This window comes from Geodermatophilus sp. Leaf369, assembly GCF_001424455.1.
In the GTDB taxonomy this organism is placed as follows: Bacteria; Actinomycetota; Actinomycetes; order Mycobacteriales; family Geodermatophilaceae; genus Klenkia.
In genome coordinates, this window is the sequence record NZ_LMQA01000003.1 from 334164 (window position 1) to 354341 (window position 20178).

At 75.2% G+C, this 20178-nt stretch carries 21 protein-coding genes; 8 read left to right on the forward strand and 13 right to left on the reverse strand.

Features of this window, described 5'->3' with window-relative positions; all coding sequences use genetic code 11:
• Positions 1–43: 43 nt before the first annotated feature.
• The 3 genes from ASG36_RS15955 to ASG36_RS15960 all read right to left on the reverse strand — a co-directional run bounded on the left by ASG36_RS15955 (position 44) and on the right by ASG36_RS15960 (position 1599).
• The gene (locus tag ASG36_RS15955; protein ID WP_055765986.1) at positions 44–679 is read right to left on the reverse strand and encodes a PH domain-containing protein; all 636 of its coding nucleotides are present in this window, start codon (positions 677–679) and stop codon (positions 44–46) included.
• Positions 680–695: 16 nt separating this feature from the next.
• A complete protein-coding gene (locus ASG36_RS22375) occupies positions 696–854 on the reverse strand; it encodes a hypothetical protein (protein WP_200944516.1) in 159 nt (52 codons plus the stop codon).
• Positions 855–978: 124 nt separating this feature from the next.
• Entirely contained in the window at positions 979–1599 is a 621-nt protein-coding gene (locus tag ASG36_RS15960) for a DUF6758 family protein (protein ID WP_055765988.1), read from the reverse strand.
• Between the two features lie 128 nt (positions 1600–1727).
• Here ASG36_RS15960 and ASG36_RS15965 point away from each other — a divergent pair, with 128 nt between their 5' ends.
• Positions 1728–2135, forward strand: a complete 408-nt coding sequence (locus tag ASG36_RS15965) for an NUDIX domain-containing protein (protein ID WP_055765991.1) — start codon at positions 1728–1730, stop codon at positions 2133–2135.
• Here ASG36_RS15965 and ASG36_RS15970 read toward each other — a convergent pair.
• A complete protein-coding gene (locus ASG36_RS15970; protein ID WP_055765995.1) occupies positions 2132–2638 on the reverse strand; it encodes a MaoC family dehydratase in 507 nt (168 codons plus the stop codon). The two genes, ASG36_RS15965 and ASG36_RS15970, sit on opposite strands and share 4 nt — an antisense overlap.
• Positions 2639–2733: 95 nt before the next feature.
• Between ASG36_RS15970 and ASG36_RS15975 the strand changes: the two genes are divergently transcribed.
• Both ASG36_RS15975 and ASG36_RS15980 read left to right on the forward strand, forming a co-directional pair.
• Positions 2734–3222, forward strand: coding sequence for a hypothetical protein (locus ASG36_RS15975; protein ID WP_055765997.1), 489 nt, complete (start codon positions 2734–2736; stop codon positions 3220–3222).
• Entirely contained in the window at positions 3219–4169 is a 951-nt protein-coding gene (locus tag ASG36_RS15980; protein ID WP_235495112.1) for an MFS transporter permease, read from the forward strand. Before ASG36_RS15975 ends, ASG36_RS15980 begins: the two co-directional genes overlap by 4 nt.
• Positions 4170–4190: 21 nt before the next feature.
• Here ASG36_RS15980 and ASG36_RS15985 read toward each other — a convergent pair whose 3' ends face one another.
• The gene (locus tag ASG36_RS15985; protein ID WP_055766000.1) at positions 4191–4484 is read right to left on the reverse strand and encodes a WXG100 family type VII secretion target; all 294 of its coding nucleotides are present in this window, start codon (positions 4482–4484) and stop codon (positions 4191–4193) included.
• A 152-nt stretch (positions 4485–4636) separates the two neighbouring features.
• On the opposite strand from ASG36_RS15985, the gene ASG36_RS15990 reads away from it, so the two are divergent.
• Positions 4637–8719 (forward strand): FtsK/SpoIIIE domain-containing protein, encoded by a 4083-nt coding sequence (locus ASG36_RS15990; RefSeq protein WP_157498851.1) that lies wholly within the window; start codon positions 4637–4639, stop codon positions 8717–8719.
• A 4-nt stretch (positions 8720–8723) separates the two neighbouring features.
• Here the strand turns inward: ASG36_RS15990 and ASG36_RS15995 are convergent, their stop codons facing one another.
• The 4 genes from ASG36_RS15995 to ASG36_RS16010 form a co-directional block, all read right to left on the reverse strand.
• Positions 8724–9227, reverse strand: coding sequence for a hypothetical protein (locus tag ASG36_RS15995; RefSeq protein WP_055766005.1), 504 nt, complete (start codon positions 9225–9227; stop codon positions 8724–8726).
• A 33-nt stretch (positions 9228–9260) separates the two neighbouring features.
• A complete protein-coding gene (locus ASG36_RS16000; protein ID WP_055766009.1) occupies positions 9261–10667 on the reverse strand; it encodes a wax ester/triacylglycerol synthase family O-acyltransferase in 1407 nt (468 codons plus the stop codon).
• A 75-nt stretch (positions 10668–10742) separates the two neighbouring features.
• Positions 10743–12023 (reverse strand): chromosome partitioning protein, encoded by a 1281-nt coding sequence (locus ASG36_RS16005; RefSeq protein WP_055766012.1) that lies wholly within the window; start codon positions 12021–12023, stop codon positions 10743–10745.
• Complete coding sequence (locus tag ASG36_RS16010; RefSeq protein WP_055766015.1) at positions 12023–12778, reverse strand: SAF domain-containing protein; 756 nt, start codon at positions 12776–12778, stop codon at positions 12023–12025. The genes ASG36_RS16005 and ASG36_RS16010 overlap by 1 nt, the downstream gene beginning before the upstream one ends.
• Before the next feature lie 172 nt (positions 12779–12950).
• On the opposite strand from ASG36_RS16010, the gene ASG36_RS16015 reads away from it, so the two are divergent.
• Positions 12951–13190 (forward strand): helix-turn-helix domain-containing protein, encoded by a 240-nt coding sequence (locus ASG36_RS16015; protein ID WP_055766344.1) that lies wholly within the window; start codon positions 12951–12953, stop codon positions 13188–13190.
• 12 nt (positions 13191–13202) lie between these two features.
• Here ASG36_RS16015 and ASG36_RS16020 read toward each other — a convergent pair whose 3' ends face one another.
• Positions 13203–13772 carry a hypothetical protein gene (locus ASG36_RS16020; RefSeq protein WP_055766019.1) on the reverse strand — a complete coding sequence of 190 codons (570 nt, stop codon included), beginning with the start codon at positions 13770–13772 and terminating at the stop codon, positions 13203–13205.
• 90 nt (positions 13773–13862) lie between these two features.
• Between ASG36_RS16020 and ASG36_RS16025 the strand changes: the two genes are divergently transcribed.
• Together ASG36_RS16025 and ASG36_RS16030 are read left to right on the forward strand one after the other, a co-directional pair.
• On the forward strand, positions 13863–14531 hold the full coding sequence (locus ASG36_RS16025; RefSeq protein WP_055766347.1) for a hypothetical protein: 669 nt from the start codon (positions 13863–13865) through the stop codon (positions 14529–14531).
• 27 nt (positions 14532–14558) lie between these two features.
• Entirely contained in the window at positions 14559–15161 is a 603-nt protein-coding gene (locus ASG36_RS16030; protein ID WP_082523196.1) for an Rv3235 family protein, read from the forward strand.
• Positions 15162–15228: 67 nt separating this feature from the next.
• On the opposite strand, the gene secA is transcribed toward ASG36_RS16030, so the two are convergent.
• On the reverse strand, positions 15229–18189 hold the full coding sequence (gene secA / locus ASG36_RS16035; protein ID WP_055766022.1) for a preprotein translocase subunit SecA: 2961 nt from the start codon (positions 18187–18189) through the stop codon (positions 15229–15231).
• Positions 18190–18226: 37 nt separating this feature from the next.
• Positions 18227–18901: an SDR family oxidoreductase gene (locus ASG36_RS16040; protein ID WP_235495115.1), complete on the reverse strand. Its 675-nt coding sequence runs from the start codon at positions 18899–18901 to the stop codon at positions 18227–18229.
• 113 nt (positions 18902–19014) lie between these two features.
• Between ASG36_RS16040 and ASG36_RS16045 the strand changes: the two genes are divergently transcribed.
• Positions 19015–19407, forward strand: coding sequence for a pyridoxamine 5'-phosphate oxidase family protein (locus ASG36_RS16045; protein WP_055766026.1), 393 nt, complete (start codon positions 19015–19017; stop codon positions 19405–19407).
• 79 nt (positions 19408–19486) lie between these two features.
• On the opposite strand, the gene hpf is transcribed toward ASG36_RS16045, so the two are convergent.
• Positions 19487–20158 (reverse strand): ribosome hibernation-promoting factor, HPF/YfiA family, encoded by a 672-nt coding sequence (gene hpf / locus ASG36_RS16050; RefSeq protein WP_082523197.1) that lies wholly within the window; start codon positions 20156–20158, stop codon positions 19487–19489.
• Positions 20159–20178: the final 20 nt, after the last annotated feature.

The following is a 20178-nucleotide window of genomic DNA, read 5'->3' on the forward strand; positions in this document are numbered from 1 at the left end:
TCAGCCTGCCGCACGGGTCCGACACCCGCGGCGCCGCCGCCGCTCAGCGCTTGGGGTTGCGGTACCCGGGGATCGGGGCGGTGTCGACCCGGTGGTACGGATCGGACGTCTCGGCCCGGGGCGGCGGACCGCCCGTCGGGCCACCGCCCTCCTCGTCGTCCCCACGCCGACCGCCGGCCGGGAACAGCAGCCCGGTGATCCGGTCGTAGAGGTCGGTGGCGTCGGGCAGGTAGGTGATCCGGGAGAGCGCCTGGTCCTGCCCGGCCGACTCGAAGCGGAACGTGCCGTAGCCGAGCACCTGCCCCACCGGGGTCTCCTGGTAGGTCAGGTCGGTGACCCGGCGCAGCGGCATCATCGCCACGGTGCGCACCAGCACCCCGCTGGTCATCAGCACCCGGCGGTCGGTCACCAGGAACTGCCGGACCCGCCACTCGACCACGTACACGGCCAGGTAGACCAGCGCGACCACGGTGACGACCAGCCCCACCGTGGCGGTGAAGCGGTTGTCCGGGTCGACCTGCAGCACCCACAGCCCGGCCAGCAGCGCAGGGACGCCGCGCACGGCCGGGCGGACCAGGACGGCCCAGTGCCGCCTGGCCGCGACGACGGCGTGCTCGTCGGGCAGCAGGTACTTGTCGGCGTCCTTGCTCGCGCGGGTGCGGCGCTCGGTGCCCGTCACGGGGCCGACCCCGCGGTCAGACCAGCGAGCCGACGAAGGACGCCAGCGAGGACGCGGCGTCCCCGAGGGCGGTGCCGGCGTTGCGCACGATGTCCGCCGAGTTCTCCGGCTGCTGGATCACGTAGAACAGCACGAAGGCGACGACGAGCCAGGTGAGGACCTTCTTGAGGTTCACACCGTCACCTCCGTCAGAGGGGGTGGGCAGACGCCGGGGCGTCGGCACGGTCGGGGAAGGACCGCGCCACATGAGTAACACGCGACGCACGCGTCACGCGGGCGCCACGCCGTGCGGCGCGTCGTCACGACCCGGGCAGGAGGTGGTCGGACGGCGGACCCAGCGGCAGCGTCGGCAGCACCCGGTCGCGCAGGTCGACCAGCACCAGGTCCTCGGCCAGCAGCCAGGCCGCCGACGCCGGCCAGGTCACCAGCCACAACCAGACGCCGAACGCCTCCCCCACGAACACCGCCCGGTCGTCGCTGGTCGGCACCTCCCACAGGGCCGCCCGCTGACCGGCCGCCTGCACCGCGGCCGACGACGGCCCGGCGACCAGCTCCCCGGGGTCCAGCCAGGGCAGCCCGGCGTACCCGGCACCCAACCCGGTGCCCGGCTCCTCCGCGACCAGCACGACCTCCGCCTGGCCACCGAGCGGGGCGGGGCCGGCGCAGTCCACGACGATCCCCCGCGCACCGGGCTCGCCGCCCCAGGCCAGCCCGGTCACCGCCCAGCCCTCCGGCATCGGGTCCGGGACCCAGGCCGGGACCCGGGCGTCCACCGTCACCGCCGAGATCGTCGCGTGGTCGAGCACCGGCGTGTGGTGCAGCGGGGTCACCGCGGCGTGCAGGTGGCACCACGCCTGGTCCGACCCGGGCCGGACGACGAGGACCTCACCACACCGCGGACACACCGGGCTCGCGCTCATCCGGGCAACCGTCCAACCCCGGGGCCACCTCGTCAAGAGAAGGACCCCGTCGCCCCCCACCACTCGCAGGCTCGCGGCGGGGCCCGGCGGCGGGGCCGTTCCATCCGGTCACCGTTAGCGTCGCCGTCGTGACGGGGTTGGTGGCGTGTGTCGGGGGGATCGTGTTCGACCGGCGCGGCCGGTTGCTGGTCGTGCGGCGGGCCAACGACCCCGACGCCGGGGCCTGGTCGGTGCCCGGGGGGCGGGTCGAGGCCGGGGAGGACCTGGCCGCCGCCGTCGTCCGGGAGGTCGCCGAGGAGACCGGGCTGACCGTGGTCGCCGGGCCCGAGGCCGGCCGGGTGCTCGTCCCGGCGCACGCGCCGGTCTACGAGGTCGTCGACCTCGTCTGCACCCCGACCGACCCCGACGCCCACCCGGTGGCCGGTGACGACGCGACGGACGCCGCGTTCGTCGACCGGGCCACCCTGGGTTCCCTGCGCTGCACGCCCGGGCTGGTCGCCACCCTGGACGGGTGGGGCCTGCTCCCCCGCTGCTAGCGGCGCACCGGCTCCGGACGACCGGGCTGCTCGCCGCCGCGCGCCTCACCGTAGGAGCGCTTGGGGATCATGACCTTGCGCCGGAACACGCAGACCACGGTGCCGTCCTGCTTGTAGCCGATCGTCTCCACGTGCACGACACCCCGGTCGTCCTTGGACGTCGACTCCTTCTTGTCCAGCACGGTCGTCTCGCCGTAGACCGTGTCCCCGTGGAAGGTCGGCGCCACGTGCTTGAGCGACTCGACCTCCAGGTTGGCGATGGCCTTGCCGCTGACGTCGGGGACGCTCATCCCGAGCAGCAACGAGTAGACGTAGTTGCCGACCACCACGTTCTTCCCGAAGTCGGTGGTCTCGCCCGCGAAGTGGCTGTCCAGGTGCAGCGGGTGGTGGTTCATCGTGATCAGGCAGAACAGATGGTCGTCGTACTCGGTGACCGTCTTCCCGGGCCAGTGCTTGTAGACCGCACCGACCTCGAACTCCTCGTAGTACCGGCCGAACTGCACGGATCTGCTCCCGGTGTCGTCGTTGACGCAGGTTGGAGGGGCGCCGCACCGGTCACGGACCGGGTCGGACGTGGCGGCGATCCTACGATGGGCCGGTGACCCTCCAGTCCGCGCCCGAGGTGACGGCCCCGCCGGAGGTCGAGCGGCTCTCGGCCGCCGGCCGCCGTGGTCGGCTGGCCGCCGCCGCCCTGGTCCTGGCACTGCTGCTGGCCGGCAGCGTCTGGGGCGACGACTCCGAGTTCCCCTTCGGCCCGTTCCGGATGTACTCCACCCGGGCCGCACCCGACGCCCCCGTGGTGTCCACCCGGGTCGTCGGGCTGACCGCCGAGGGCGAGGAGGTCCGGCTCTCCGGTGGCGAGGTGGGCCTGCGCCGCGCGGAGTTCGAGGGCCAGCTCCCCCGCCTCGTCGACGACCCGTCCCTGCTCGGTCTGGTCGCCGAGTCCTACGAGACCGCGAACCCCGGCGGGCCGGACCTGGTGTCGGTCGAGGTCGTGCAGCGTCGCTTCGAGCTCGTGGACGGCGCCCGCACCGGCGCCTTCACCGACGACGTGCTGGTCTCCTTCGACCTGGACGGTGCCGCGTGACCCGCAGCGCCGGCACCGCCGTGACCGACCGGCCCGAGACCGCCGCCGCCGTCCCGCTGACCCCCCGCTGGTGGTTCCGCCCGGTGCCGCTGGCCCGGATCGCGGTCTTCCGGGTGATCGCCTACTTGTTCATCCCGGTCGACGTCTTCCTCACCACCGCCTGGGTGCGCGCGCACGCCGACGTGCCGACCGAGTTCTACCAACCGCTGGTCATCGGTCGGCTGCTGCACCTGCCCACCCCCACGCACACCGTCGTCCTGGTCGTGCAGTGGGCGCTCGTGCTCGCCGCTCTCGCCGCCGCGAGCGGGAAGGCACCCCGGCTCCTGGGCTGGGCGGTCTTCCTGCTCTACGCGGAGTGGATGGTCATCGCGATGAGCTACGGCAAGGTCGACCACGACCGGATCGCCTTCCTCGTCGCCCTCGCCGTGCTGCCCACCATCGGCCGCGCCCGGTGGAAGGACCGACGCTCCTCGGAGGCCGCGGGGTTCGGGGCGGCCGCCGTCCTGGTCACCGTGATGCTCACCTACTTCCTCGCTGCCTGGGCGAAGATGCGCTTCGGCGGCTGGGACTGGGCCACCGGCTCCACGCTGACCCGGGCCGTGCTCCGCCGCGGCACCGACCTCTCACTGTGGACCCTGGACGTGGCCTGGCTGCTGCCCACCGCGCAGTGGCTGATGCTTGCCTTCGAGTTCGCCTCGCCGTTGATGCTGCTGGTGCGCTCGGACCGTGCCCGGGCCGCGCTCGTGCTGTTCCTGCTCGGCTTCCACGTGATGGTCTACGCCGGCGTCGGCATCATCTTCCTGCCGCACTGCATCGCGATCCTGTCGATCCTGCCGTGGGAGCGACTGCGTGGCGCCCGCGCCGGGCTGGCGGCCCGGCGGACACCCGCCCCCGCCGGTGCCGCCGACGGGGACGGTGTCACCGGACCACCGGACCGCACCGGCTGACCGCCCCCGCCGGTACGGGGGTCAGATCATCGCCCCGATCCGGGCGGCCATGTCGGCCTCGTGCTGCTGGTAGGCGGTCGCGACGTCGGACAGCAGGGTGCCCATGCCGGTCAGCGAGTCGCTGACGCTCTGGCTGGAGGCCCGCCACTGCTCGTAGAGCGCGCTGAACTGCTGCGCGGCCTGGCTGTCGCTCCACCCGTCGGTGACGCCGGAGTTGATGCTCGCCGAGAGCGTGCCCAGCCGGGACGACTGGTCGGCGGCCTCCCCCCGGCACTGCGCGGACATGGCCTGCAGGGTGGTGATGTCGACCTTCACGGTTCCTCCTCCTGGTCCGGGCACCTCCCGGTCGGTCCAGGACGCTAGGTCGGACGACGACCCGGCGGGCCCGGCCGTCCACAGGCCGGGGCGCTGTCCACAGATGTCCGTCGGCGCCCCCACGCGACCCCGTCCCGGGTGACAGTGCCCCCGTGTCACCGACCCCTGCCGATCCCGCGCCGGTGCCGCCGGACCGCCCGGCGCACCGGAGCTGGACCCTGCACGGCGCAGGGGGCGTGCAGGTCGACGTCGAGGTCCGCGCGCCGGGGACGGCCACGGTGGCCGAGGTCCTCCACGCCCTCCCGGCCGCGGTGCCCGCCGGGTTGCCCGGCGCGGGCGCGGACGGGTTGTGGTCGGGGTCGGACCGGTTGGACCCGGCCACCCCGCTGACCGACCCGGCACTCCACCACGGGGCCCGGTTGGGCCTGGGCCGCCCCGGTCCCCGGCCCGCGGCCGGCGGCTCCGCGGTGGAGCTGCACGTGGTGGGCGGTCCGGACGCCGGCCGCACCCTGCCCCTGGGCCGAGAACCCGTGACCGTGGGTCGCAGCCGGTCCTGCGGACTGGCCCTGGCCGACCCCGACGTCTCCCGCGCCCACGTCCGCGTCAGCGCCGGGACGACGGCTGTGCTGGTCGGCGACCTCGGCTCGGCGAACGGCACCGCGCTGGCCGCCGGCAGCACCACGGTCGACGGCGACACCCCGTGGCCACTGGGCGCCCGGCTGCGGATCGGCTCCAGCACGCTGTGCCTGAGTGCCGCGACCGGCTCTCCCGTCGACCTCCGGCCCGCGCCGGGTGGACGGTGGGCGGTGCACCCGGCCGGCCGGGTGCCACCCCCGCTCCCCGGTGAGGTGACCGTCGCCGAACCCGCCGAGCCGCCCGAGCGCTCCCGCCGGGCACTGGCCTGGGTGGCCATCGCGTTGCCCGCGGTCGGTGGGGTGGTGATGGCCTGGGCCCTCTCGGCGCCACACTTCCTCTTCTTCGCGCTCCTCAGCCCGGTCGTCGCGCTCGGCAGCTGGCTGTCCGACCGGGTGTCCGGTCGCCGGGGTCACCGGCGGGCGGTCGCCGAGCACGCCGTCGCCCTGGTCGAGGTCGAGCGTGCGCTCGCGGCGGCGGTGGAGCTCGAGGTCACGGCCCGGGAGGCGACCGTCCCCGACCCGGCCACCGCGACGACCGCCGCCCGCCGCCGGTGCGCGCCGTTGTGGAGCCGCTCGGCCACCGACCCGTGTCTGCTCGTCGTCCGGCTCGGGGTGGGGCCGGGGCCCACCCGGGTGCTCCGGCAGCCCGCCGGCTCTCCGGGCGTGCCGGTGACCGCCGAGGCCCTGCCGGTCACCGTCGACCTGCGGACCGGCGGACTCACCGTGCGCGGGCCCCGGGACCCGGTGCTGGGCGTGGCCCGGTCGGTGGTAGGTCAGGTGGTCGCCCTGCACCCGCCCCGCACCGTGACGCTGGCGCTGGTCACCTCCCCCGACCGGGCCCACGACTGGCGCTGGACCCGGTGGCTGCCGCACCTCGTGGGTCCCACGAGCGGGACCGTCGGCCACCGGCAGCTGCTCGTCGTGGACGCCCCGCTCGACGAGGCCCTCACCGCCCGGGTGCGCGCCGCCCGGGCCGCCGGGGTCAGCTGCCTGGTCCTCGCGGCAGGTCCCACACCCCTGGACGGTGACGGCACCGCCCTGCTGCAGGTGACCGGGGAGACCGGCAGCGGTGGCCGCCTGACCCGTCCTGCCGCCCCCGACCAGCCCCTGCTGCTGGACGCGACCTCGGCGGACGTCGCGGCGGCCCTGGCCCGCGACCTGGCGCCGCTGGACTGCCCACCGGAGTCAGGAGGCCTCCCCGCCGACGTCCGGTGGCGCGACCTCACCGACGCCGGCGCACCGTGGTCGGGCGACCGGACCTCCCTGACCGCCACCCTGGGCACCGGGGTGGACGGACCGGTGACCGTGGACCTGTGCGCCCAGGGCCCGCACGCCCTGGTGGCCGGCACCACCGGGTCGGGGAAGTCCGAGCTGCTGCGCACCCTGGTGCTGGGTCTGGCCACCGCCCACCCGCCGGACCGGTGCAGCTTCCTGCTCGTGGACTACAAGGGCGGGGCCGCCTTCGCCGAGGCCGCCCTGCTGCCGCACACCGTGGGCGTGCTCACCGACCTCGACGGCCCGTCCACCGCCCGCGCCCTGCGCTCACTGGGGGCCGAGCTCACCCGGCGCGAACGGGTGCTCGCCGAGCACGGGGTCCGCGACCTGGCCCAGCTGCCCCCCGGCGTCGCGCTGGCCCGTCTCGTCATCGTCGTCGACGAGTTCGCCACCCTCACCGAGGACCTGCCCGGCTTCGTCACGGGCCTGGTCGGCATCGCCCAACGCGGCCGCTCGCTCGGACTGCACCTGGTGCTGGCCACCCAGCGGCCGGCCGGGGTGGTCAGCCCGGAGATCCGGGCCAACTGCACGCTGCGGCTGTGCCTGCGCACCACCGACGAGGCCGGCTCCCGGGACGTGCTCGGCGTGCCGGACGCCGCACTGCTCCCGGTCGACCGACCGGGGCGCGCCCTGCTGCGGACGGGCTCGGAGGACGTCGTGCCCGTGCAGGTGGCCCGGGTGGCGACCCCCGCGGCGGACCTCGGAGACCGCGTGCGGGTCACCCCGTGGTCGTGGCCCCCCGGTCCCCGGCCCGACCCGACCGCGCGCGACGAGGGCGGGGAGACCGACCTCGCCCGGTGCGTCGCCGAGCTCGTCGCCCGGGCCGAGGCGGCCGGGGTCACGCGCCCGGACCGGCCCTGGCTGCCACCGCTGCCCGACCGGGTGGCGGCCGCCGACCTCACCGCCGCCGGGCCCCGCCACGTGGCCTGGGGGCTCGTCGACCGGCCCGACCTGCAGCGCCAGGAGCCGTTGACCGTGGACCTGGCGGGCGGCGGCTGGCTGGTCGTCGGGGGCCCGGGCAGCGGCCGCACCACCGCGCTGCGCACCCTGCTGGGCGAGGCCGTGACCTCCCTGGGGCCGGACCAGCTGCACGTGCACGTGGTCGACCACGGCGGCGGGGCCCTGACGGCTCTGGCCGGGTCCGTGCCGCACACCGGGACGGCACTGGGTCGAGAGCACGGGCACCGGCTGCTCCGCCTGGTCACCCGCCTGCAGGAGGAGGTCGACCGCCGGCGTACGACGGCCGGCGAGCCCCCCGCGGTCCTGCTGCTGGTGGACGGCCTGGACTCCGTCGTGGCGGCGCTGGAGGAGGTCGAGCCAGGCAGCGGGGGCACCCTGCTCCTGCGGCTGGTCCGGGACGGCGCGGCCGTCGGGCTGACCTGCGTGCTGACCACCGACCGGGTCGTGCCCGGCAGCAGGTGGGCCGGTGCGGTCGGGGCCCGGCTGGTGCTGCCCCTGGGCGACCGGTCCGACTACGCGGCGGTGGGTGTCCCGGTCCGTCTGGTCCCCGGGCACCGGCCCCCGGGGCGGGCGCTGCTGGGCGAGGACGCCACCGAGGTGCAGCTGGCCGCGCCCCGCCCGCTGCCCACCTCCTGGCCGCCGCCGGTCACCGACCGGGGCCGGGCACCCGTCCGGGTCGTGGAGCTGCCCGCCGACCCCGTGCTGACCCTGCAGCGGGGACGACGTCCGGCCACGGCGGTGGCGCTGGGCCCCGGAGGCGACGAGGGCGACCCAGTGGTCCTCGACCTCGCGGCCACGGGCGGACTCCTGGTCGCCGGGCCACCGGGCAGCGGCCGGACGACGACGCTGCTCGCGCTCGCCACCCGGCTGGCCGGCGCGGGGAGCGACGTCGCGTGGTGTTCCCCGCGTGGCGGCCGGACCCCCGGGGGCTGCACCGGGCTCCGGCCCGACGACGTGGACTGCCTGCGGGACTGGGCGGACGGACTCGGTGGACGCCCGGGGGTGGTCGTGGTCGACGACCTGCCGGTGCTCCCGGACGCCACCGCCGACCTGCTGGGGACGCTCGGCCGACCCGGCGGGTCGGTGCTGCCCGTGGTGTCCGGGGGCACCGCGGACCTGGCCACGGCCTTCCGGGGGCCCGCCGTGGCCCTGCGCCGCTCGCGGACGGTCCTGCTGCTGCGCCCGGCCCGCGGGGACGCCGAGCTGCTGGGCCTGCGCCTGCCCCGGGCGCCCCTGCCACCGCGGCCCGGCTCGGGGTGGGCCGTGCTGGGAGGGGGGCCCGTGCGGGTGCAGGTCGCCCGGCAGACCACGCCCTCCGAGCCCCCCGAGCCCCCGGGACCCGAGGGCCGGCACCGTGCCCCGTGACGGGTCAGAGCAGGTCGAGCACCGGCCCGATCTCCTGGGTGGCGTACCAGGCGAGCTCGTGGCCCTCGGCCTGGTCGACCACGAACTGCGCGTCCTCGCTGCCCAGGTCGGCCTCCAGCACCACGCCCACGGCCCGCCGGACGTCGTCCTCGGCCTCGGCCACGTCGATGTGCGCGCTGGCGATCTCGGCGAGGGTGAGCTCGACCTCGGCCCGAGCGGCACCCCGGTCGGTGTCGGGGTCGTCCAGGGGCGTAACCGCTGCGTCGGGCACGTCGGCGGCCAGCACCACGCGGCGCCGGTGCGACCCCGGGTCGACGTCGACCAGGCGGAGGCTGGCCCGTGCCGCGCCGAGCAGGGCGGCGTACTCCAGCTCCTCGTCGTCGGCGTCCAGGTCGTAGAAGCCGCGCAGCTCGGGAGTGACCGCGAAGACGGTGTGCGGCCCGGCCAGCCGGCCCTCGTCGAGCAGCTGGCGCAGGAGGTTCGTGGTCGCCGGCAGGTAGACGCGCATGGGCCCAGTCTCCCGCACCCGGGAGACGCGACCTCAGCGGACCGCCTCGACGAGGGCGGCGACCTCCTGCTCGATCAGGTCGGCGAGCACGTCGACGTCGCTCACGCCGTCCCGGTCGGCGTTGAGCCCGACGTAGACGGTGCCGTCGTAGCTGGTCAGCCCGATCGACAGACCCTGTCCGCGCGCCAGCGGGACGACCGGGAAGACCTCCAGCATCCGGGCGCCGGCGGCGTAGAGCGGCACCTGAGGACCGGGCACGTTCGTGATGAGCAGGTTGAACAGCCGCCGGGACAGCCCGCTGGCCGCCCGGGCGCCCAGGGCGTGCAGCGTCGGGGGCGCGAAGCCCGACAGCGCGACCAGCGCAGAGGCGCCCACCGACTGGCCCTGCTGGGAGGCACCGCGCATGGCGTAGCCGATCCGGGCCAGCCGGACACGGGGGTTGGGCTCCCCCACCGGGAGGTCCAGGAGGAAGGAGGACACGCGGGTGCCGGCCTCGAACTCCCCGTCCCCGGACTCCGGGCGCACCGACACAGGCACCAGCGCCCGGATGGAGGTGGAGCCGATGACCGGCTCTCCCCGGGACAGCAGCCACTCGCGCAGCGCGCCGGTGATCGTGGCCAGGAGCACGTCGTTGACCGTGCCGCCGAGGGCCTTGCGGACGGTCTTGAGGTCGTCGAGATCGGCCCGGGCGACGGCAACGCGCCGCTGGCGACCCACCGCGCCGTTGAGCGGGCTGGTGGGGGCCGGGCGCACCGTGGTGCGGGCCAGGGCCGACAGCACCGAGCCGGCCGTGCCGAGCAGCCGACCGGCCGTGGTCCGCACGTCACCGGTGGCCGTCCGGAGGGTGTCCAGGACCGCGGTGGGGCGCTGCACGTACTCCTCGACGGCCTCCCACACCAGCTCCACCGACCCCGGGGGGCGCCGCGGGCGCCAGTCGTCGACCGGGGCCGGCCGGTCGGCGAGCACCGGGACGTCGTCCAGGATCACCTGCCCGATGTCGATGGCGCCCAGGCCGTCGACCAGGGCGGGGTGGGTCTTGGTGACCACCGCGATCCGGTCGTCGGCCAGCCCCTCGACCAGGTACATCTCCCACAGCGGCCGGCTGTGGTCCAGCGGTCGGGCGGTGAGCCGGGCGACGAGGTCCAGGAGCTGCTCCTCCGAGCCCGGGCGGGGCAGTGCGGAGCGGCGCACGTGGTAGGTCACGTCGAAGTCCGGGTCGTCCACCCAGGCCGGGTTGGCCAGGTGCCCGGGCACCTCGACGACCCGCTGCCGGAACCGGGGCACCAGCGGCAGGCGGGAACGCACCAGGTCCACGAGGTCCTCGTGGTCGAGCCCACCGCGGGGGGACTCGAGCACCAGGACGCCCGCGACGTGCATGGGCGTGTCGGGTTCCTCGAGGTACAGGAACGACGCGTCAAGCGAGGTGAGGCGATCGACCACGGTGCTCCTCCCGGTGAGGTGGCCCACGCTACGGCCGCGGGCGCGAGGGGGACACCCGACCGGGGACCACCGGGTTCAGCGACGTCGCCGCAGTCCCCGACGGGTCGGCGCGGGCACCTCGGCCAGCTCGGCGGCCAGGGTGCGCAGGGCAACCCGCAGCGGGGAGCGCTCGGCGACCTCGGCGAGGGTGCGGCCGGCGGCGAGGGCCGCGTCGGCCGCCCGCCTGTCGGCGGGCAGGAAGGCCCCCACGCGGATGCCGGCGAACCGGCTGAGCGCGGTGGCGATCTCCTGCTCGGGGTCTCCGGGCACCGGCCCCCGGCGGACCTGGTTGACGACGACCACCGGGGTGACGTCGGGCAGCACCTCGCGCAGCTGCCCCAGGGCGCGGACGGTGCGCTGCAGCGCGACCGGGTCGGCACCGCTCACGCACAGCACGGTGTCGGCCCGCTCCAGGACCGCCACCGTCGCGCCGTTGCGGCGCGGGGCGGCCGTGTCGAAGGACAGCTCCTCGTCCTCCTCCACGCAGAACGCGCAGTCGACGACGGTCAGCGCCGACAGCCGCCGGGCCTGCTCGAGGAGCGTCTCCACCGACTGCGGCCGGACCTCGGGCCAGCGGTCGGCCCGGGACAACCCCGTCAGCACCCGCAGCTGCGGCGCCACCGCCCACGCCGTCCGGGCCAGCCCGGGGACGTCGAGGGTGCCGGCCGAGGCCAGCCGGGCCGCCGCGGCGATGCCGGGGGACTCGTCGAGCAGCCCGAGCACCTGCGCGACCACCCCGCCGTAGACGTCGGCGTCCACCAGCAGGGTGGACACCCCGAGCCGGGCGGTCTCGTCGGCCACGCTCACCGCGACCGTCGTCCGGCCCGGCGCCCCGGTCGGCCCCCACACCGCGACGACCCGCCCGCGCCCGGTGGGCCGGTCCGCCGGGTCCTCCGGCAGGCCCAGGACGGGCAGCGCGGCGCGCGGGTCACCGACGTCGTGGCCGGTGGCAGGCACCCCGCTGACCGCCTCGCGCAGGGCGCGGGCGATCTGGGCGGCGTCGGCGTCGGCAGGGAGCACCCGGGAGACGCCGAGCTGGCGGAGCCGGTCGGCCCCGGTGCGGTCACCGGGTTCGACCAGCCCGACCACCGCGACCCCGGCGGCGAGCAGCCGGGCCACCGCGTCGCCGTCGAGGCGACGGAGTTCGGCCGACAGCAGCGCGGCCTGCCCGGTCCCGGTGGCGGCGGCCGCGAGCAGGTCACCGATGTCGACGCACCGCCGGACGACCGTGACCCCGTGGTCGGCCCGGTCGAGCTCACCGACCAGCTCGGACTCCCAGGCCGCGCCGGTGACCGCGGTGAAGACCTGCAGCGCCATCAGCCGGTCGGCCCGGCCGTGGCCGGTGCCGTGGTCGGGGCCGTCGACCCCGGGGTCGCGGTCACCGGGCCCTCGGCGGACTCGCGGACCACGACGACCAGCGCCCGGCCGCCGATGGCGGACAGCACGTCCTGGGCGTCGTCGGCCCGGACCGCGACGACCACCTGGACCGTCGTGGTCGCGGTGGACAGCACGCCCTCCCCCCGACCGGACACCGCCTGCACGGGCGCGCCGCCGACCACGAGGTCGACGTCGCCGCTGACGACGCCCGCCCCGGCAGCGGGGTCGGCGACGGCGTAGACGTCGACCAGCTGCCCGCGGGCCAGGCTGGGCGGCACGTAGCCGGCCTGGACGGGGAGGGCGAGCTGCACGAGGTCCGAGCCGGGTTCCAGGGCGGCCCGCGGGAGCAGCTCCCCCGCCGAGACCGCCCGGCCGAGCACCTGACCGGAGGGGCGCGTCGTGGTCGAGAGGTAGGCCGCGGCAGCGTCGTCGAGCCGGACGGAGGTGGCCACCAGGTCCTCCTCGGTCAGGACGGTCCCCGCCGCCAGGTCACCCGAGGCGGCCCAGACCGGCACCGTGGCGTCGGCGGCGGTGACCACCCGGGCACCGACCACGACAGAACCCAGCACGAGCAGCACGCCCAGGACCAGCCGCAGGTCCAGCCAGCGGGGTGGCCGCACCCGGCGTGGGACGGGGCCGTCCGGTGGCGCGGCCGCGGACACGCCGTCCCTGCTCGTGCCTGTCCCCGTGGCCATGCCGCTCCCCGTCGTCCCACGCGCCCCACTGGGCCCGGTCGGACGCAGATGATGACGTAGGAGACCGGACGAGCGCTCTGCTTGTCCACAGCTGCGGGTGTGGACTGCCCCGACGGGGTCACCGCCCGGGGTGCCAGACTGGGGCCACCTCACGAGGGAGACGACCGACACCGTGGCCACCCAGCGCTTCCTGACCCTCGACGACGTCGCGGAGATCCTCAACGTGTCGTGGTCGCAGGCCTACGCGTTGGTCCGCCGCAAGGACCTCATCGCCATCCAGATCGGCGGCCGGGGCCAGTGGCGGGTGGAGAACGAGGAGCTCGAGCGGTTCATCGCCCAGAAGTACGCCGAGGCCCGCGGGAGCACTCCTCCCCCGGTGTCGGCGGACGACGAGGACGCCCGCACCTCGTGACGGACGGGGCGCTCAGCCCCGGGACGACACCGCCGGTGACACGACGGCCAGAGCGGTGAGCACGACCGTCCGCACCTGACGGACGGCGGCCCGACGTCGCGGCTCGTCGGCGGGGTGCTCGGCGAGCTCGAAGTAGTCCGCGCCGACCCGGTCGACGGTCCCGGTGAGCACGCTGCCGTCGACCAGCACGCACTGCAGCGGCGCCCGGTCCCGGGCCAGTGCGCGCACCGCCCGGCGCAGGTCCCAGGCCCGGGCCACGGGACCGTCGTCCGCCGGGGCGGCGGTCGCCGCTCCCAGCCCGACCAGGGCGCAGACGCCGGCGGTCGCCACCAGGTGCTCGCGGCTGCGCTCGTCGACCAGCAGCACCCAGTCCGGTCCGAGGTCGGCCACCCGACCCGACACCTCCCCGGCGCCGGTACAGGTCAGTCCGACCTCGTGCCCGCGGGCGCCACCGAACCGGTCGAGCCACCGGAGCCGCCCCACCGCGGCCCGGGCGCGTGAGGCGTCCTCGGCCCGCTCCGCGGCGGACTCCTCGGCGTCGAACTGCGCCTGCAGGTCCGCGAACAGCTGCTCCCACCGCACACCGGCGAGGGTAGCTGTCCACAGGTTCATGCATTTGGTTGCGTTTGCTGTCGTTGAGCGTGTTCAGTGTCGACGACCGAGGAGGACGACGTGACGGTGCGACGCTGGGCGACGACGACGCTGGCCATGGCCGGCACGGGGGTGCTGCTCGCCCTGCTGGCCCCCGACCGAGCGCTGGTGGACGCCGTGCTGGCCGGTCCCCAGCAGCTGGTCGACACCCGGGGGTCCGACGTCCTCGTCGTCGTCCTCGCCTGGGTGCTCGCCGCGGCGTGCTGGGCCTGGGGTCTGCTCGGCCTGGTCCTCACCGGTCTCACCGCGGTGCCCGGGGTCGCCGGCCGGGTGGCCGCCGTCGCGCTGCTGGTGCTGCTCCCCGCCGGTGCCCGGCGGGCGGCGGCCGTCGCCGTCGGCCTCTCGCTGGCGACCGGTGCCGTGCTCCTACCGGCGGGGGTCGCATCGGCGACCCCGGTCGCGACGGCCATCGCCGACGCCGTCCCCGACTGGTCGACGGCCGATCCACCCGCCCCGGTGCCCGACTGGCCCACCGCCCCGTCGGCGGAGGACCACGTGGTGCTGCGGGGCGACTGCCTCTGGGACGTGGCGGAGGCCTGGCTGACCGCCCGGTCCGGAGGCACCCCACCGACGACCGGCTCCGTGGCTGCGGCGGTGGCGGCGTGGCACCAGGCCAACGCCGACGTGATCGGCCCCGATCCCGACGTGCTGCTCCCGGGTCAGGTGCTCACCGCACCGCCCGCCCCCTGACCCGTTGCCCACCCGAGAGGACCGACGATGACCGTCGCACCCACGACCGCACCCGACCCCGCGCTGTCCGACCCCGGGGTGACCGATCCCGGGCTGACCGGCCGGGACGTGTTCGGCCGCCCGCGCCCGCACGGGGTGCACCTGCGCCTGGTGCGCACGCCCGGCCCGGCGATCGACCCGCACCCGGTCACGTCGCTGGTGCAGCTCGGCGTCCGCCCACCCCGCCCGGTGTGGACCCCGGGCCCCCGCCCCCGGGTGGACGTGGTCGACGAGGACGGCGACTTCGGCCCCAGTCCCACGCGTCGCCTGGACCTGCCCGACCCCACGACCGCCGGACGGCGACTGGTGACCCTGACCCTGGAGGCCTTCACCGGCCGGCGGCCGTTCACCCAGCTCCGGTCCTCGTTCACCCTGCCGGTGTTCACCGCCGTCAGCCGGGGTCGGCGCCCCCGCTGGTGCGCCGAGGGGACCGGGCCGCTGCTGGTCACTTCGGTGCGCGTGTCCGAGCCGGTGGACGGGGTCGCCGAGGTCAGTGCGGTGGCCCGCCGCAACGGACGCGCCCACGCCGTGGCCGCCCGGCTCGAGGGCATCGACGGCGCCTGGCGGTGCACCGCCCTGCAGGTCGGCTGACGAAGGACCCCCTCGCCCCCCGGCCCACGCTCCGCGCGGCCCGGGCCCCTGCGAGGGGGCCGTTCCCTCAGGTGGCGGCCACTCCGTGGCACTGCTTGTACTTCTTGCCCGACCCGCAGGGGCACGGGGCGTTGCGGGCCGGGGTCTTCGTGCCAGTGACCGTCGCGGACTTCGCGGCCTTGGCCCGCCCGGACTCGGTGGTGGAGCTGTCCAGGCTCGGTGCGGAGTAGCTCAGCCGCTGGTCGGCCCGGGGCTCCTCGAGGCCCTTGACCGACAGCGCCGGGCCGGTGCCGGTCTCCACCGGTGCGGGCTCGGCGGCAGGAGCCGGGGCCTGGGCCTTCGGGGTGCGCCGGGCCGTCGGCGTCGGGGCCGCACCGTCGGTCACCGCAGCCGCTGCGGGGGTCGCAGCCGGCGCGGCGGCGGCCGCAGCCGCCTGACGGGCGAGGACCCGCTCGTTGCCGGCCTGGGCCCGGGCGAGCGCCTCGGCCTCGGCGGTGTCCTGCTTGGCCTTGGCCTCCGCCTCCTGCTGCTCCTTGGTCTTCACCTCGAGGTTGAACAGGAAGCCGACGGACTCCTCCTTGATCCCGTCGAGCATCGCGTTGAACATGTCGTAGCCCTCGCGCTGGTACTCCACGACCGGGTCGCGGTTGGCCATCGCCCGCAGGTGGATGCCCGCACGCAGGTAGTCCATCTCGTAGAGGTGCTCGCGCCACTTGCGGTCCAGCACGCTGAGCAGCACGCGGCGCTCGAGCTCGCGGGTCACCTCGGCTCCCAGCGTCGCCTCGCGCTCCTCGTACTGGGCCTGCACGTCGGCGAGCAGCTCGCGCTTGAGCACGTCCGCGGTGAGCGCGGACTGGTCACCGTCGGCGTGCTCGTCGAGCAGGTCCTGCTGGTCCAGGCCCACCGGGTACAGCGCCTTGAGGCCGGTCCACAGCTGGTCGAGGTCCCAGTCCTCGGCGTACCCGGCCTCGGTGGCGCCGTCGACGTAGGCGCTCACGACGTCGTCGAGCATGGACTCGATCTGCTCGTGCAGGTCCTCGCCGTCGAGCACCTTGCGCCGCTCGTCGTAGATGACGGTGCGCTGGCGGTTGAGGACCTCGTCGTACTTGAGGACGTCCTTGCGGGTCTCGTAGTTCTGCTGCTCCACCTGGGTCTGGGCCGACCGGATCGCCCGGCTGACCATCTTGGACTCGATCGGCTGGTCCTCGGGCACCCGCAGGGTGTTCATCATCGACTCGAGCATCGGGCCGTTGAACCGGCGCATCAGGTCGTCGCCCAGGGACAGGTAGAACCGCGACTCCCCCGGGTCGCCCTGGCGACCCGAGCGGCCGCGCAGCTGGTTGTCGATGCGCCGGCTCTCGTGCCGCTCGGTGCCCAGCACGTACAGACCACCGGCGTCGACGACGTCCTCGTGCTCCTTGGCGACCTGGGCCTTGGCCTCGGCGAGCGCGTCGTCCCAGGCGGCCTCGTACTCCTCCGGGGTGTCCGTGGGGTGCAGGCCGCGGGCGCGGAGGGCGTCGTCGGCGATCACCTCGGCGTTGCCGCCGAGCTGGATGTCGGTGCCACGGCCGGCCATGTTGGTGGCGACGGTGACCGAGGCCAGCCGCCCCGCCTGGGCCACGATCGAGGCCTCCCGGGCGTGGTTCTTGGCGTTGAGCACCTCGTGCGGGATGCCCCGCTTGAGGAGCACCTTGGAGACCATCTCGGACTTCTCCACGCTCGCGGTGCCCACCAGCACGGGCTGGCCGGCCTCCACGCGCTCGGCGATGTCGTCGACCACGGCGTCGAACTTGGCCTTCTCGGTCTTGTAGATGACGTCGGAGCGGTCCTCGCGGACCATCGGGCGGTTCGTCGGGATGGGCACGACGCCGACGCCGTAGGTCTGGTTGAGCTCGGCGGCCTCGGTCTGGGCCGTACCGGTCATCCCGGAGAGCTTCTCGTAGAGCCGGAAGTAGTTCTGCAGCGTGATCGTGGCGAGGGTCTGGTTCTCGTCCTTGATCGCCACCTTCTCCTTGGCCTCGATGGCCTGGTGCATGCCCTCGTTGTAGCGCCGCCCGGCGAGCACACGGCCGGTGAACTCGTCGACGATGAGCACCTCGCCGTTGGTGACGATGTACTCGTGGTCCTTGTGGAAGAGCTCCTTGGCCTTCAACGCGTTGTTGAGGTAGCCGATGAGCGGGGTGTTGACGGCCTCGTAGAGGTTGTCGATGCCGAGCTGGTCCTCGACGAACTCGACGCCCTCCTCGGTGACGGCGACGGTCCGCTTGGACTCCTCGACCTCGTAGTGCCGGTCCTTCTTCATCAGCGGGACCATGCGGGCGAACTCGCCGTACCACTTGGCGGACTGCTCGGCCGGGCCGCTGATGATCAGCGGCGTGCGGGCCTCGTCGATGAGGATCGAGTCGACCTCGTCGACGATCGCGAAGTGGTGGCCGCGCTGGACCAGGTCGCCCTTGGTCCAGGCCATGTTGTCGCGCAGGTAGTCGAAGCCGAACTCGTTGTTCGTGCCGTGGGTGATGTCGTGGGCGTACTGCTCACGCCGCTGGGCCGGCTTCTCCCCGGAGAGGATCGTGCCGACCGAGAGGCCGAGGAAGCGGTGCACCCGGCCCATCCACTCCGCGTCGCGCCGGGCCAGGTAGTCGTTGGTGGTGACCACGTGCACGCCGTCGCCGGTCAGGGCGTTCAGGTAGGCCGGCAGGACACCGGTCAGTGTCTTGCCCTCACCGGTGCGCATCTCGGCGATGTTGCCCAGGTGCAGGGCGGCACCGCCCATGAGCTGGACGCGGTAGTGCCGCTGGCCCAACGTGCGCCCGGCGCCCTCGCGGACCACGGCGAACGCCTCGGGGAGCATCGAGTCCAGCGACTCGCCGTCGGCGTAGCGCTCCTTGAACTCGTCGGTCTTGCCCCGCAGCTCGGCGTCGGTGAGGTCGACGACGTCGTCCTCGAGGGACTCGACCGCGTCGGCGATCTTGGACAACCGCCGGACGAGCTTGCCTTCACCAGCGCGCAGGATCTTCGAGAACACCACGGAGCCCAATGTAGTGCGGCCCTGCCACCGTCCCGGCTCAGCGCAGGACGAGCCGCTTCTCCTTCGGGTCCAGCACGACCTCGCGACTGCCCTGCCGCATCCCCTCGAGCACCGTGTCCACCACGGCCTGCTGGTCGAACCCGGCGGGCAGCTTCGGCGGCGAGCCGGCCAGCGCGCGGTCGACCAGGCCGGTGTCCACGTGCGGGGGCTTGACGTCCAGGACGGTCAGCGAGCGGGCTCGCACCTCCCGCCGCAGCACCGACGCCCACGCCGACAGCGCGGCCTTGGAGGCGGAGTACTCGGCCATCTGCAGGGTCGGCGCGTCGGCCACGATCGCGGAGAGCAGGACGACCGCGCCGCCGTCGGTCAACCGGGGCAGCGCGGCCCGGACCAGGCTCATCGGGGCCAGCGTGTTCACCGCGAACAGCTCCTCGGTGACGGCGTCGTCGGCGTCGGCCGCCGGCCCGAACGCCACCACCCCGGTCGCGACCACGACCGCGTCCAGCCCGCCCAGGGCGTCGGCGGCAGCGGCCACGGTGGCCCGCACGGCGTCGACGTCGACGGCGTCCACGGTCCAGGAGGGCACCCCGCCGAGGTCGGTGGCCAGTGCCTGCACGCGGTCGGGGTCGCGGCCGGTCACCGCCAGCCGGGCGCCGGCGCCGGCCAGACCCCGGGCCAGGGCACCGCCCAGCACGCCCGTCGCCCCGGCCACCAACACGCGCGCTCCCTGGAGTTCCACGGGTCGGTCCTGCCCCCGCCGCACGTGCGCCAACCGCGCTTCCGCAGGCGTACGGCACACCGTGGGCCTCGCCGTACCCTGCGCCGGTGGCCCGCGACGAGCTCTCCGACGACCTGCGCACCTTCTTCACCGAACGGCACCTGGCGACCCTGACGACGCTGCGGGCCAACGGCACACCGCACGTGGTCCCGGTCGGGGTGACGTTCGACCTCGAGACCCGCACCGCCCGGGTGATCACCTCGGGCAGCTCGGTGAAGGCCCGGCACGTGCGGGACGGCGCCGGGACGGCACGGGTGGCGGTCTGCCAGGTGGACGGGCGGCGCTGGACCACGCTGGAGGGCGTGGCCACCCTGCGGGACGACGCGGCGTCGGTGGCCGACGCGGTGACGCGGTACACCGCGCGCTACCGCCAGCCGCGGGAGAACCCGGCCCGGGTCGTCCTGGAGATCGCCGTCGACCGGGTCCTGGGCAACCAGTAGGACCCCTCGGGACGCGCACGCCCGCCACGAGCCCCCGGACGGGGCCGGGGACTCGTGGCGGGCGCGCGGGTGTCGCTCCCTAGACGCCGGCGGTCTCCCGCGCGACGTCGGCCGCGATGGCATCGGCGTCGCCACCGGCGGAGTCACCGGTGAGCCGGATGAGGCCGTAGTCGTAGGCGTGCCGGCGGTAGACGACCGTCGGGATGCCGGTCTCCGCGCAGGCGAAGAGGAAGAAGTCGTGCCCGACGAGCTCCATCTCGTGCAGGGCCTGGTCCACCGTCATCGGGGTCGCGGGGTGCTGCTTCTCCCGGACCACGCGGCCGGGGAGGTGTTCCTCGGGCTCGAGCGGGTCGGCCCCGACGGGGGCCGGCTCACGGTCGACCGCGGGGGTGGCGTCGGCGAACGCCGCGCCGTCCAGGCGGACGCTGGCCGGGGTGCGGCGGCCGTGGTGCACCCGTCGCCGGTCGGCAGCACGGCGCAGCCGGTTCTCCAGCTTGGTGACCGCGGCGTCCAGGGCGGACTGGAAGTCCGCCGCACAGGCCTCGGCCCGGACGACCGGGCCCTTGCCCCGCAGGGTGATCTCCACGCGCTGGCAGTTGGCGGACTGGCGTGGGTTCTTCTCGTGGAGCAGTTCCACGTCGAAGCGCTCGATCTTGGCGTCGAAGCGCTCCAGCTGGCCGACCTTGTCCTCGACGTGCTGTCGGAAGTGCTCGGGCACCTCGACGTTGCGACCTCGGACGACGATCTCCATGTGACCTCCCGAACTCGGGT